Genomic DNA, 13,799 nt, shown 5'->3' on the forward strand with positions numbered 1-13,799 from the left:
ATGCTCTACGATTCGTTGACCGTCCAGGAAGTGGTCGACTCCGAATCTTCGGCAGAATTCCTGAAGGAGGCGACCAAGCTCGCCACTTTGCGCGAGCTCGAAAACATCGCCCAGCGACTGGAGGCGAAACAGGAGCTGTTCGCAGAGCTGCTCGCCCCTAAACGGCTCGCAGCTTTGGCGAAGGCGGACTTCGTCCTGCTGCTGAGCCACGTCTTCTCAATCCGGCGCAAGGCACGCAGGCTGCTGCGGCTGGTCGGCGTCGAGCCCTTCCGCCAACAAACGCAGGAGCTGCTCTACGGCGAGGGCGACGTGGGCGACCGCTTCGAGCGCTTCCTGACCGCGTTCGAGGGGAAGCTCGATGAGCGCCGGTCCATCAACCTCGCCAGCGAACTGCTCCACTTCCACGACCCCGAGCAGTACTGCCTCTGGACCAGCTGGGTCTGGGACCCCGCCACCGGCTCGGGCGCGCTGCCGATGGTCGTGCAGGAAGGGGTCGAAATCGGCGGTGCAAGCCCCGCGGAGCGGTACCGCAACGTCGGCGCCGCAGTGCGGCTGGTGAACGAGGTCGGGCAGGCGCGGAACCTCTCCGGGAACGCCGCCGGCATGCTGGGCACCAACCTGCTCCTCGCCTGCGTCCACGCCGTCTACATGTACACCGTCTTCCGGCTCAAGCTTTCGGACGAATTCAACCGCATCCTGCCGGAACTCCCCGAGCTTGTCGAGCGGGTGCTCGGCGTGCGCGGGCTGGAGGTGGCTGCACGTGGGTGACCACAAGTATCAGGAATTCGTCGAGAAAGAGGAGGCTGTCATCGAAGGTATCGACGTCTCCGGCGCCTGGAACCGGATGTGGGTGCCGCGCGAACTGACCGAGTATGATTTTACTTTCCTCGACCGGGTCACCGACCTGTCGGGCGGCGAGTCTATGGGCTGGTGCTACCAGTGCGCCGAGTGCATCGGCGTCTGCCCGGTGGACAACGTCGGCTCGTATGGCCCGCGCAAGCTCTACCGCAAGCTGCAGACCGGGCTGGACCTGTTCAACCACCCCGACCTCTGGCTCTGCACCACCTGCAACAACTGCCTGCGGGTCTGCCCCAAGGAGGTGGACATGATGCAGATTATGCCGGCTGTACGCGAGCAGGCGATACTCGACGGCAACGTCCCCGGTGAATTGCAGGAGATGCTACAGAACGTCGCCGAGTACGGCAACCCGATGGGCGAGTCAGCGCGCAAGCGGATGCGCTGGTTGAAGAAGTTCGACGAGCCGGTGCGCGACCTCTCGAAGGAGCCGGGCGAGGTGGATGTGCTCTGGTACGTCAGCGACTACTTCAGCTACCACCCGCGCGGCAACGACGCCGCGAAGGCGATGGTGCGCGTCTTCAACCGGCTGGGGGTCGATTTCGGCATCCTCGGGCGCGACGAGCGCTGCGACGGGGATTCGCAGCGGCTCTGCGGCGAGAGCGGGCTTTTCGAGGAGCTGGCGGAGCACAACCACGCGCTGTTCGAGCAGAACCCGCACGAGCGGCTGGTGGTGAGCGACCCGCACGCCTACAACGCCTTCCGGAACGAGTACCCGAAGCTGACCGGGACCGAATACAACGTCCAGCACTACACGCAGTTCCTGGCCGAAAAGGTGGAGCAGCTGACGGAAATGTTCACCGGCGAGTTTGCCCGCAAAGTCACCTTCCACGACCCCTGCTACCTCGGGCGGCACAACAACGAATACGAAGCTCCCCGCACGCTCATCGAGGCGGTCCCCGGCATCGAGTTCGTCGAGATGTTCTGCTGCAAGCAGCAGGGCTACTGCTGCGGCGGTGGCGGAGGCGGGATGTGGCTCGACGGGATGGTCGCCGACCACACCACCGAGCGGCTGTCCGAGAACCGGGTCCGGGAGGCGGTCGAGGTCGGCGCCGAGGTGCTGGTAGTCTGCTGTCCCTACGAGGTCTCGCGCTTCGAGGACGCGGTGAAATCGACCGGGAACGATGGCAAGCTGGAGGTGCTCGATATCATCGAAATCATTGCCAGCTGCCTTGGAGACGGCTGAAGGAGCAAATATGAAAATCGCAGTCCTGCTGAAAATGGTGCCCGACCTGGTCGAGGAACTCGAGGTTGACGCTTCGGGGAAGGCGCTCGACACAGATGAGCTAAAGTTCAAGCTTAACGAATTCGACGACCACGCGCTGGAAGAGGCACTGCTGCTCGGTGGCGAGGAAGACGAGGTCGTTGCCCTTGCGCTGGAGGGTGAGGAAAACGAAAAGCTGCTTTTCACCGCGCTCGCAAAGGGAGCCAACCGTGCAGTGCAACTCACCGGCGTGCAGCCGGGGGGCTCGGGCGAACAGGCGACAGCCTTCGCCGCTGCGCTAGCAGAAAGCAGCTTCGATTTGATCCTGACCGGCGTCCAGTCGGTCGATGACCGCGAAGGGCAGCTGGGGCCGCTGCTAGCGGCGCAAATGGGACTTCCGTGCGTTTCGGTCGTCACCGGCGTATCTGTCGCCGATGGCGTCGCGACGGTAAACAAGGAGTATTCCGACGGCGTGATGGCCGAGTTCGAGGTCACGCTCCCGGCGGTGCTCGGCATCCAGGCGGCGCGGCAGCCGCCGCGCTACGCGCCGGTCAGCAAGGTGCGGCAGGTGCAGCAATCGGCGACGCTCGAGACGCTGGCGGTTAACGCTGGCGAAGCCGGAACGGGCAGCCAAATCACCGCGATGGCGCCGCCCGAGACCGGTGCGGGGGCGAAGATGCTCGACGACGCGACCGCGCTGCTGGAAGTACTGCGCGGCGAGGGGGTGGCGTAATGGGCGGCGTGATGGTCGTCTGCGAGCATCTCTCGGGCGAGTTCGCCGATATTACTTTCGAGCTACTCGGGCTCGCCGCTGGTCTCGGGGCGGGCGAGGTGAGCGCGGTCACCTTCGGCTCCATGGCGGGCAAGGCGGGCGAACTGGGCGCCGCCGGCAGCGTCATCGACGCTGGTGGCGACGACGACTACAACCCGGAGGGCTACGCAGCAGCCGTCAGTGCGGCGGTCGAGGCGTACTCGCCCGACCTGCTGCTGGTCGGCTCGACCTCGATGGGGATGGATATTGCCGGCCCGGTCGCCGCCGCGCGCGGGCTGCCGCTGGTCGCCTACTGCACCGCCGTCGAGGGCGCCAACGGGGGGTTCGCCTGCAGCAGTTCGCTCTACGGCGGCAAGCTGGGCGTCAGCTCGCAGGTCTCCAGCCCGGCAGTGGCGATGCTACTGCCGGGCGCCTGCGACGGGGACACGGGTCGCGTTACCGGGTCGCCTTCGGTGAGCGAGCTCGCCGTCCCGGAGTTGGCCGGGAAGGTGCGCTTCAGCCGGCTCATCGAGCCCGAGGCGGGGGACGTTGACATCACCCAGTCGGGAGTGCTGGTGGCGGTCGGCCGCGGAATCGGGAGCAAGGACGATATCGAGCTGGCGGAAGAGCTGGCCGAGCTGCTCGACGCCGACCTCGCCTGCTCGCGGCCCATCGTCGACGCCGGCTGGATGGAAAAATCACGGCAGATTGGTAAATCGGGCTTCAAGGTCAAGCCACGTGTCTACATCGCCCTCGGTATCTCCGGCGCGCCGGAGCACATCGAAGGGATGAAGGATTCAGCGACGATTATCGCCATCAACAGCGACGAGGACGCGCCTATCTTCGACGTCGCCCACTACGGCCTCGCCGAGGACCTGTTCGACGTCTGCGAAGAACTGGTCGAGGAGCTGGAATGAGCCGGGAGGGCGGCCGCGCTGCTCCCGCTCGCTGACCGGCTGGCGTTCCTGGCGCTGCTGGGCGCCTGCCTGGCGCTGGCGTGGCCGGGCTTCGCGCGGATTTTCGCGACGGTGAGGCAAGGGCAGCCGGCGGACCGGTCGGACAACCTGCCGGGCCGCTTCGCGCGGGCGTTGCTGGAAGTGGCGATGCAGAAGCCACTCGCGAGCGCGCGGCCGCTGGTGAACATCTTCCACGCCTTCATCTTCTTCGGCTTCAGCTTCTACCTGCTGGTTAACGTGGTAGACGTGCTGGAAGCGTTCGTCCCCGACTGGGAAACGGTCTGGCAGGGGTCGGTGGCGGACGGCTTCAATCTGCTGACCGACCTCTTCAGCGTCTTCGTGCTGGTGGGGATGCTCTTCTTCCTGCACCGCCGCTTCATCACGAAACCAAAGGTGCTGGGGTTCAACTCCAACGTGCTGCTGCACCCCGGCGTCGCCGCGGGCGGTGTGCGGCGCGACTCACTCATCGTCGGCGGCTTCATCCTGCTGCACGTCGGCTCGCGCTGGGTGGGCAGCGCGCTGCGGCTGGCGGAAGCGGGCGGCCCCGACCCCTGGATGCCGACCGCCAGCCTGCTGCTGCCGCTCTTCACTGGAATGGAGCCGGGGCTGCTGGAGCAGGCGATTCGCGCCACGTGGTGGCTGGCGCTGGGGCTCATCCTGCTGTTCATTCCCTACTTCCCGCGCAGCAAGCACATCCACCTGATGGTGGCGCCGGTGAACCTGGCGCTGCGGCGCGAGACTCCGCGCGGTGCGCTCGACGCTGTGCAGGACCCCGCGCAGCCGGGCAGCACGACGCTGACGGGGCTGCCGTGGCCGCAGGTGCTCGACCCGTTCGCCTGCATCATGTGCACCCGCTGCCACGAAGTCTGCCCGGCGCACGAGAGCGGCACACCGCTCTCGCCGTCAGCACTGGAAATTAACAAGCGCTACCACATCAACGCCAATGCGGCGGAAGTGGCGGCGGGCGGTGCGCGGGAGAGCCTGCTGGATTACGCTATCTCGCCCGACGCGACCTGGTCCTGCACCGCCTGCTACGCCTGCGTGCAGGTCTGCCCGGTCGGCAACGAACCGATGCACGACATTCTGGAGTTGCGCCGCAACCTGGTTTTCGACGGCAAGATGCCCGACGAGCTGGGCGAGGTGCTGCGCAGCCTTGACGAGCAGGGCAACTCCTTCGGCGAATCGAACCGCAAGCGGAGCAAGTGGGCGAAGAAGCTCGAGCTCAAGGACGCCCGCAAGGAGCCGGTCGACTTGCTCTGGTTCGTCGGCGACTTCGCTTCGTTCAACCAGTCCTGCACCGCCACTACCCGCAAGGTGGCCGAAGTACTGGCCGCCGCCGGAGTCGACTTTGGCGTCATCCGCAAGGGCGAGCGCAGCGCCGGCAACGACGTGCGGCGGGTGGGTGAGGAGGGACTCTTCGAGTCGCTCGCGGAACAGAATATCGAGCTGCTCGCGAAGTGCGAATTCAACCGCATCATGACCACTGACCCGCACACCTACAACGCGCTCAAGAACGAGTATCCGGCGCTCGGCGGCGAATACGAGGTGGTGCACTACTCGACCCTGCTGGTCGAACTCATCGAGGCTGGGGCCATCCGGCTGGAGCAGCCGCTGGCAGGCAACGCTACCTTCCATGACCCTTGCTATCTCGGGCGCTACAACAACATCTACGACGCACCGCGGCAGGTCATCGAGGGATGCGGGCTAAAGCTGGTCGAGATGCCGCGCAACCGCGAGAACTCGTTCTGCTGCGGCGCTGGCGGCGGGCAAATCTGGCTCAACGACCATGACGACATGACGCAGCGCCCTTCGGAGATGCGCATCGAGGAAGCGCTTTCGGTCGGTGTCTCGCGCTTCCTGGTCGCCTGCCCCAAGGATATGACCATGTATTCCGACGCGGCCAAGACTAGCGGACACGAGGAGGAAATTGCCGTCGAGGATATCATCGACCTGGTCCACTCGGCAATGGGAATCGAGGGTGTTGCCGCATGACCAACTACGGCTTCGTCATCGACAACCGGTCCTGCATCGGCTGCCACGCCTGCACGGTCGCCTGCAAGTCGGAGCACGATGTCCCCATCGGGGTGAACCGTACCCACGTCAAGTACATCGAGAAAGGGACCTTCCCAAACAGCAGCCGCGAATTCAGCGTCCACCGCTGCAACCATTGCGAGGACGCGCCCTGCACCACCCTCTGCCCCACCACCGCACTCTTCACCCGCGATGACGGCATCGTCGATTTCGACGATGCCCGCTGCATCGGCTGCAAGTCCTGCATGCAGGCGTGCCCCTACGACGCGCTCTACATAGACCCCAATCAGGGCACCGCGGCGAAGTGCAACTACTGCGTCCACCGGCTCGAGAATTCCTACGAGCCAGCCTGCGTTATCGTCTGCCCCACCGAGGCCATCATCTCGGGCGACCTTGACGACCCCGGCTCGAGGATAGCGCAGCTTGTTGCCATCCATGAGACGACGGTGCGCAAGCCCGATTCGGGAGCGAAACCAAATGTCTTCTACATCGATGCGAGCGAGGAGATGCTCGACCCCACCGCCACCGCGCGCACCGGGACCGGGATGTGGAGCGAGCAGGTCGCCGGCGTCGGCCATTTCGCGAAATACGCCGAGCAGCGGCTCGAAGCTGCCGACAACAACTCGCTGCTAATCCAGCTCGCGCTGGAAAAGAAGGCGAGCGAGGCGCCGCCGCGCGACCGCGCCATCATCTGCGACGTCGCCGCCAAGCTGGCCGACGAATCCCCGCAGGCTAAACGCGCCTACGACGCGCCGTCGAAAGGCGTCCTTTGGGGCTGGGAAGTCTCCGCCTACATCTGGACCAAGGCGATTGCGTCAGGGACCTATCTGGTCGCGACGCTGCTCTGGCTCGGCGACTATCTCGAGATGGAAACACAGCTCTGGTGGCTGGTGGTGGGAACCGGGCTTGCATTCCTGGGCATCACCGGCGCGCTGCTCGTGCTCGACCTTGACCGGCCCGACCGCTTTCTTTACATCATGCTGCGGCCCAACTGGAGCTCGTGGCTCGTCAGGGGCGCCTACCTGCTGGCGAGCTTCGGTGGAATCCTGGCCGCCACCACCGCGGTGCTGTTCTTCGAACTTGACGAATCGCTCCTGCGCTGGCTCGCCTACGCCGGCATCCCGCTCTCCGCGCTCACCGCCGTCTACACGGCGTGGCTGTTCCAGCAGGCGAAGGGACGCTCGTGGTCGCGCGACGCCGCGCTGCCGGCGAAGTTCATGCTCGAGACTATTGTCATCGGCTCCGCCACGCTGCTGATACTTACCAGCCCCGCGCCGCTCTACATCCTGGCGGCACTGGCAGTACTGGCGGCAGCCCTGCTGCACGGCCGGAAAGTGGTGCAGGAGCCGCAACTGGAGAGCCTGATATGAAGTCCGAAAAGACGTTTATCGAGCGGATGGCCGAGGGAATTGGTATCATTCCCCGCATCGACCGCGAAGAGGCGCAAGGGGCGACGCGCCCCTTGCGCCACTACCCCGGCCCGGAAGAGTGGGACGACCATATCGAACTCGACGCCAACGCCTGGCCGGAGCGTGTCGAGCATCGCTACTCGCTAGTGCCAACCACCTGCTTCAACTGCGAATCAGCCTGCGGGATGCTCGCCTGGGTTGACAAGGAGACCGGCCGGGTGCGCAAGTTCGAGGGCAACCCGGCGCATCCCGCCAGCCGCGGCCGCAACTGCGCTAAGGGGCCGGCGACCATCAACCAGATTAACGATACCGAACGCATCCTGCACCCGCTGAAGCGCAAGGGCGACCGTGGCGCGGGAGAGTGGGAGCGCATCTCGTGGGAGCAGGCGCTGGACGAAATCTCGACGAAAATTCGCGACTCGCTCAACACCGGCGCACGCGAGCGGGTGGTCTACCACGTCGGCCGCCCCGGGCACGAAGGCTACGCCGAGCGGGTGCTGAAGGCATGGGGCGTCGATGGCCATAACTCGCACACCACCATCTGCTCGGCGGGAGCCCGCTGCGGCTACGCGCTGTGGCATAAGTTCGACCGGCCGAGCCCCGACCATTCCAGCGCGAAGGTCATCCTGCTCGTCAGCTCACATCTCGAGACCGGCCACTACTTCAATCCGCACGCACAGCGCATCGTCGAAGGCATGATGAACGGCGCCAAGCTCATCGTGCTCGACCCGCGGCTCTCGAACACCGCTTCGATGGCCGACCACTGGCTGCCGGTCTATCCCGGCTCCGAGCCGGCGCTGTTCCTCGCCATCGCTCGTTATATACTCGTCGAGGAGCTCTACGACCGTCGTTTCCTCGAGGAATGGGTCAACTGGCCGGAGTGGATGGCAGCCGCACACCCCGATGACGACGCGACGTTCGAGCACTTCGTCACGCGGCTGATTGAGCAATACGCGGAATACACCTTCGAGTTCGCCGCCGCGGAATGCCAGGTGCCGGTCGAGCAGGTCGCCGAAGTCGCAAAGGTGGTCGCCAGCGCCGGCAGCCGACTCTCGACCCATGTCTGGCGGGCGGGCGCCATCGGCAACCTCGGCGGCTGGCAGGTGGCACGCACGCTGCATTTCCTGAACGTGCTCACCGGCTCGGTCGGCACCGAAGGGGGGACCTCGCCCAGCGCCTGGACCAAGTTCCACCCCACCTTCTTCGACGTACCGCCGCCGCAGGAGGCGTGGAACGAACTCATCTGGCCGCCCGAATACACACTCTCCCACTACGAGATGAGCCAGATACTGCCGCACCTGATCAAGGACGGGCGCGGCAGCATGGACGTCTACTTCACGCGGGTCTTCAACCCGGTCTGGACATTCCCCGACGGCTTCTCCTGGATTGAGATGCTCTCGAATGCGGAGGCGGTCGGCTGTCACATCGCGCTCACCCCGACCTGGAACGAGACCGCCTTCTTCGCCGACTACGTGCTCCCAATGGGGCACGCCAGCGAGCGGCACGACATCAACTCCTACGAAACGCACGCCGGGATGTGGATAGCGTTCCGCCAGCCGGTACTGCGCGAGTTCGCCCGTCGGCAGGGGAAGCCGGTGCGCTTCACCCACGAGGCCAACCCGGGCGAAGTGTGGGAGGAGGACGAGTTCTGGATTGAGCTCTCCTGGCACATCGACCATGACGGCTCGCTCGGCATCCGCAAGCACTTCGAGTCGCCGTACCGGGCGGGCGAGTGTATCACCGTCGACGAATACTACCGCTACATCTTCGAGCACGTCAAGGGCTTGCCCGAGGCGGCCGCGGAAGAGGAGTTGTCGCCGCTGGACTACATGCGCAAGCATGGCGCCTTCCTGGTCGAGCCGGCGGTCTACGACAAGCACGAGACTGAAGTTGCCGACGGAGGCGTTGAAATCGAAGGCACTCAGCGGCTCGGCTTCCCGACGCCGAGCCGCAAGCAGGAGTTCTACTCGCAGACGATGGTAGACTTCGGCCATCCCGAGCACGCAATCCCCGACTATCGCATCCGCTCGCACATCCACCCCGAGCGTCTCAACCACGAGGCGGGCGAGTATGTGCTGCTGCCCAATTTCCGGCTGCCGACGCACATCCACTCGCGCTCGGCCAACTCGAAATGGCTGGCCGAGATTGCGCACCGCAACCCGGTCTGGCTCCATCCGCAGGACGCCCGCGAACTGGGCGTCAGCGACGGGGACCTGCTGAAAATCGAGACCGAAATTGGGCATTTCGTCGACAAGGTGTGGGTCACCGAATCCATCAAGCCCGGCATCGTCGGCTGCTCGCACCACATCGGGAGGTGGCGGCGGCAGCAGGACGCCGGCAACCGCTACATGTCGGCCAGGGTCGACATCACGAACCCGGAGCCGGGGCGCTGGCGCATGCGCACGCTCGCTGGTATCCGCCCGTGGAAATCGAAGGACGCCGACACCCGACGCGTGTGGTGGCGTGACGGTGGCGTCCACCAGAACCTGACGCACGCGGTGCAGCCCGACCCCATTTCTGGGGCGCACTGCTGGCTCCAGAAAGTTAAGCTCACGAAACCGGGCCTCGACGACGAATACGGTGATATCGAGGTCGATACCGACCGGTCATTCGCATACTTCAAGGAGTGGAACCAGTGGGCCAAGGATACCGAAACGCATCCCGACGGCTTGCGCAGGCCGCTCTGGATGGGGCGCCCGCTGACGCCCGCCAAAGGGCAGTTCTGGCTAAATAGCCGGGAGGAATGATGTGGTGGAGAATGGAAAACGGTCGATGGAGCTGCGATGATTGAACTGCCGATAGCAGCCGCGGCCGGGAAGAATTGCGAAAGCGATGCGGGAGGGACGATAACGCATGTGCGCACGAGTCAGGCAGCAGCGCTGGTGATGGGGGCCGAGAAGGGGCAGTTCTACCGCGGGGCGAAACTGCACTCGATTAACGTCCTGCTCGACTATGAGGATGGCTGCCATGCGCGGTGCGGCTACTGCGGCCTGGCCAAGTCGCGCGAATCGGAGGATGACTGGACCGACCGCTCATTCATCCGGGTCAACTGGCCGCTGGTCTCTCTCGATCAGGTAAACGAGTCCATCAGCAGCGGCTCGGTGCCGGACATCGAACGCGTCTGCGTCTCGATGGTACTCAATCGCGGGGCGCGGGAGGATACGATTGACGCGGTCCGCAAGCTCTCGGAATCCACCTCACGCATCTCAATCCTGCTGATGCCAACGGTAATTGACAAGGAATGGCTAATCCGGGCGAAAGAGGCAGGGGCCGACATGGTCGCCACTGCGCTTGACGCGGCGACCCGTAAGGTGTTCAACTCCGTGCGCGGCAAGGACGTGCAGGGGCCGCTGGACTGGGATCAGTACTGGGAAATCGTCGTCGACACCATCGAGGTCTTCGGCCCGCGCAACGCCGGCATCCACCTTGTCGCAGGGCTGGGCGAGACCGAGCAGGAGATGGTGGCGACCATGCAGGAGGCGTACGACATGGGCGCGCTGACGCACCTTTTCTCGTTCAACCCCGAGCCTGGAACGGCCCTCGGCGAGTGGCCGCAGCCGCCAATCGGTTCCTACCGCCGCATACAGCTCGCGCGCTACATCATCAACGAGCATTTCGGCCGCGGCGACGCGATGGCCTTTGATGACAAGGGGAATATCGTGGACTTCGACCTCGAGTCGGAACTGCTCAAGCAGCTCATTGACGAGGGGAAGGCGTTCATGACATCGGGCTGTGCCGGGAAAACGGTCGATTGCGCCTGCAATCGACCGTTCGGGAACTGCACGCCCTACCAGGCGGCGCAGGGACGCTGGCGCAACTTCCCGATTCCACCCGAGGAATCCGATATCGTCCACGCGCGGCGGCAGCTGCTGGACTACGACGGAAAGGAGGATGAGGAAATTGATCCCTTTGACGATGACTGAAACTCGCCAGGATATCATCGATTTCTGTATGACTGCCCCCGAGGCGGAGCTCGAGCCGCTTTTCGAGCAGGCGTGGACGCAGTCCCGCCAGCGTTTTGGCAACAGCATCTCACTCAATGTTCCCGGAATGGTCTCGTACGAGACTGAGCACATTGCCGAAGACGACCCCTTCCGGTTCCCCTCGATTTCGATTACCGGCCCCGCCTGCTCCCTCGGCTGCGAGCATTGCGATGCGAAGATGGTTGAGACCATGATACCAGCCACCACTCCGGAGGCGCTCTGGGATATGTTTCTCAAAACCGTCGAGCGGGGGGGCACCGGCTGCCTTGTGAGCGGTGGCTCGACCCTCGCGGGCGATGTGCCGCTACTGCGGTTCATCCCGACCATCAAGCGCGCCAAGCAGGAGCTGGGGCTCGCGATTGTCGTCCATACGGGCGTCGTCTACGAGGAGGTGGCCGCCGCGCTGGGAGAAGCAGGTATCGACGGGGCGATGCTCGATATCATGGGCTCGAACGACACCATCCGCGAAATCTACCACCTCGACCTCATGAAGGAGGCGTTCGAGCATTCGATGGAGCTGCTCAACAGGTACGGAGTGCCGCTGATGCCGCACATCGTGGTCGGGCTGCAGCGCGGTGAGTTGCGGGGCGAAGCCGAAGCAGTGCGCATGATTGCCCGCCACAACCCGGAGCGGGTGATGGTAGTCGCGTTCAAGCCACTGCTCGGGACACCGATGGAGAACTCGCCCACCAGCACCCCGCTGGAGATTGCCCGCGTAGTGCTCGCCTGCCGGCTGGCGATGCCGGATACGACGGTCATCATGGGCTGCGCGCGCCCGCCGGGGGAGCACAAGGTCGAGACCGACCGACTGGTCATCCGGGCCGGGGTGAACGGGATGGCGTACCCTTCCGAGGAAGGGCACGACTTTGCGCGCGAGCTGGGGCTCGACATCTCGGTCTCGTCGGGCTGCTGCTGCCTGATGGATGACGAAGCGAAGGGAGGCTGCTGCAATTGAGCCGCGAAGCGGGAAAGTGGCGGTTGCTCGACACCGGCGTCCACACCGCCGCCGAGAACATGGCGCTGGACCAGGCACTCTTCGACGCGCGCGTTGCCGGCGAGGTCCCGAACACGCTGCGCTTCATGCAATTCTCACCTTCGGCGGTGCTCGTTGGCCACCACCAAGTAGTTGCCCAAGAGGCACGGGTTGACTGGTGCGCGAAGCACAGTGTCGATATCAACCGGCGATTGACTGGCGGCGGCGCGATTTACTTTGACGCGACCCAGATTGGGTGGGAACTGGTCGGCTCCCTCGACGATTTTACGGGCCGGGACATGACCGGGCTGACCCGTACCATCTGCGAGGCGGCCGCCGCCGGCCTGCAGGAACTCGGAGTGGCGGCGGAGTTCAGGCCGCGCAACGACATTGAGGTCGAGGGACGCAAAATCTCGGGCACCGGCGGGGTCGCCGACGACGGGGTCTTCCTCTACCAGGGGACGGTGCTGGTCGAGTTCGACATCGAGGCGATGCTGCTGGCGCTACGCATTCCGAACGAGAAACTCACGCCGCGAGGGCTCGAGACCGCTCGCGAGCGGGTCTCCTGCCTTTCGGACCTGCTGTCGCAGGTTCCCGCGAGGGAGCAAATCCAGGCGGCGCTCGCCAGCGCCTTCGCGCACGCCTTCGAAATCGAGTTCGAAACCGGCGAGCTGACGGCATGGGAGCAGGAGCGATTTGCGTCAAAACTGCCTGAAATCGAGTCGGACGACTGGATAAACGCCATCACGGCGCCGGCCGAGGACAAGCAAATCTACACTTCAATCCACAAGCGACCGGGAGGGATGCTGCGCATTCACGCCGCGGTCGACGTCAAGCGCTCGTGGCTGCGGCAGGTCCTGATTACGGGCGACTTCTTCATCAATCCCCGCCGGGCAATCATGGACCTGGAGGCGGAGTTGATGAACACCCCGTTTCCCCAGGTGCGCCCGGTCATCATGCGCTTCTTCGAAAAGCACAAGGTGGATCTGGTCGGGCTCACCCCGGGGGATTTCTGCGACGCGGTCAAGCTTGCGCTGGAGCAGACCACCTACAGTGGCATCGGGATTGCGGAGGCGGACTCGAGCTCGGTCTATCCCGTAAACGTCCCCGAAGGCAAGAGCATCGAGCAGGTTATGTCGGACGCGACCGTCATGTTGCTCCCCTATTGCGCAAAGCTGCCTGATTGCGACTACCGCTTCAAGCAGGGATGCGACGAGTGCGGTCTCTGTAGTATGGGTGATGCCTACCGCATGGCGCGGGAGAATGGGCTGGAAGCGGTCACCATCGTCAAGTTCAAGCATCTCAAGGCAACACTCGCTGAAATGAAGGCGCAAGGCGTCAAGTCCTGGATTGGTTGCGCTTGCGAGGCGTTCTTCATCAAGCGCAACGAGGCGTTCCGTGACGCCGGGATTCCCGGCGTGGTGCTGGATATCGTTGGCAAGACTTGCTACCAGCTGGGCGAGGAGGGCGAGGCGTACGCTGGCACCTTCGAGGCGCAGGCGGACCTGAAGCTGCCGCTGCTGGAGGCGGTAATGGACAACGTCAACCCGGAATTCAACGCCAGGTTCATTCAACCCACGACGCCTACTACGACCGCCGACCAGCATGCCAGCGCCGAGCGGAATTTCAGCGTATGA

10 protein-coding genes are annotated in these 13,799 nt (G+C 64.5%); all 10 read left to right on the forward strand.

The features are described 5' to 3' along the window. The 10 genes from QGG57_01790 (at position 1) to QGG57_01835 (ending at position 13,799) form a co-directional block, all read left to right on the forward strand. Positions 1 to 768: a hypothetical protein gene (locus QGG57_01790; protein ID MDP7006910.1), complete on the forward strand. Its 768-nt coding sequence runs from the start codon at positions 1 to 3 to the stop codon at positions 766 to 768. Beyond that, the gene (locus QGG57_01795) at positions 761 to 2,041 is read left to right on the forward strand and encodes a (Fe-S)-binding protein (GenBank protein ID MDP7006911.1); all 1,281 of its coding nucleotides are present in this window, start codon (positions 761 to 763) and stop codon (positions 2,039 to 2,041) included. Before QGG57_01790 ends, QGG57_01795 begins: the two co-directional genes overlap by 8 nt. A gap of 10 nt (positions 2,042 to 2,051) precedes the next feature. Continuing rightward, positions 2,052 to 2,792 carry an electron transfer flavoprotein subunit beta/FixA family protein gene (locus QGG57_01800; GenBank protein MDP7006912.1) on the forward strand — a complete coding sequence of 247 codons (741 nt, stop codon included), beginning with the start codon at positions 2,052 to 2,054 and terminating at the stop codon, positions 2,790 to 2,792. Then, positions 2,792 to 3,727 (forward strand): electron transfer flavoprotein subunit alpha/FixB family protein, encoded by a 936-nt coding sequence (locus tag QGG57_01805; GenBank protein ID MDP7006913.1) that lies wholly within the window; start codon positions 2,792 to 2,794, stop codon positions 3,725 to 3,727. Before QGG57_01800 ends, QGG57_01805 begins: the two co-directional genes overlap by 1 nt. Before the next feature lie 111 nt (positions 3,728 to 3,838). Continuing rightward, the gene (locus QGG57_01810) at positions 3,839 to 5,758 is read left to right on the forward strand and encodes a (Fe-S)-binding protein (GenBank protein ID MDP7006914.1); all 1,920 of its coding nucleotides are present in this window, start codon (positions 3,839 to 3,841) and stop codon (positions 5,756 to 5,758) included. Continuing rightward, the gene (gene nrfD, locus QGG57_01815) at positions 5,755 to 7,167 is read left to right on the forward strand and encodes a polysulfide reductase NrfD (protein MDP7006915.1); all 1,413 of its coding nucleotides are present in this window, start codon (positions 5,755 to 5,757) and stop codon (positions 7,165 to 7,167) included. The genes QGG57_01810 and nrfD overlap by 4 nt, the downstream gene beginning before the upstream one ends. Then, complete coding sequence (locus tag QGG57_01820) at positions 7,164 to 9,953, forward strand: molybdopterin-dependent oxidoreductase (GenBank protein ID MDP7006916.1); 2,790 nt, start codon at positions 7,164 to 7,166, stop codon at positions 9,951 to 9,953. Before nrfD ends, QGG57_01820 begins: the two co-directional genes overlap by 4 nt. 36 nt (positions 9,954 to 9,989) lie before the next feature. Beyond that, positions 9,990 to 11,129 (forward strand): radical SAM protein, encoded by a 1,140-nt coding sequence (locus QGG57_01825; GenBank protein MDP7006917.1) that lies wholly within the window; start codon positions 9,990 to 9,992, stop codon positions 11,127 to 11,129. After that, entirely contained in the window at positions 11,122 to 12,144 is a 1,023-nt protein-coding gene (locus tag QGG57_01830; protein ID MDP7006918.1) for a radical SAM protein, read from the forward strand. Before QGG57_01825 ends, QGG57_01830 begins: the two co-directional genes overlap by 8 nt. Beyond that, complete coding sequence (locus QGG57_01835; GenBank protein MDP7006919.1) at positions 12,141 to 13,799, forward strand: DUF116 domain-containing protein; 1,659 nt, start codon at positions 12,141 to 12,143, stop codon at positions 13,797 to 13,799. The genes QGG57_01830 and QGG57_01835 overlap by 4 nt, the downstream gene beginning before the upstream one ends.

Source organism: Candidatus Poseidoniia archaeon, assembly GCA_030748895.1.
Taxonomy (GTDB): Archaea; Thermoplasmatota; Poseidoniia; order MGIII; family CG-Epi1; genus UBA8886.

What these genes read in the sequence shown, in the direction of transcription:
- QGG57_01800 (MDP7006912.1), top strand. Translation starts at nt 2,052, where the DNA reads ATGAAAATCGCAGTCCTGCTGAAAATGGTGCCCGACCTGGTCGAGGAA.
- QGG57_01830 (MDP7006918.1), top strand. Translation starts at nt 11,122, where the DNA reads ATGACTGAAACTCGCCAGGATATCATCGATTTCTGTATGACTGCCCCC.
- QGG57_01790 (MDP7006910.1), top strand. Translation starts at nt 1, where the DNA reads ATGCTCTACGATTCGTTGACCGTCCAGGAAGTGGTCGACTCCGAATCT.
- QGG57_01820 (MDP7006916.1), top strand. Translation starts at nt 7,164, where the DNA reads ATGAAGTCCGAAAAGACGTTTATCGAGCGGATGGCCGAGGGAATTGGT.
- nrfD (MDP7006915.1), top strand. Translation starts at nt 5,755, where the DNA reads ATGACCAACTACGGCTTCGTCATCGACAACCGGTCCTGCATCGGCTGC.
- QGG57_01805 (MDP7006913.1), top strand. Translation starts at nt 2,792, where the DNA reads ATGGGCGGCGTGATGGTCGTCTGCGAGCATCTCTCGGGCGAGTTCGCC.
- QGG57_01825 (MDP7006917.1), top strand. Translation starts at nt 9,990, where the DNA reads ATGATTGAACTGCCGATAGCAGCCGCGGCCGGGAAGAATTGCGAAAGC.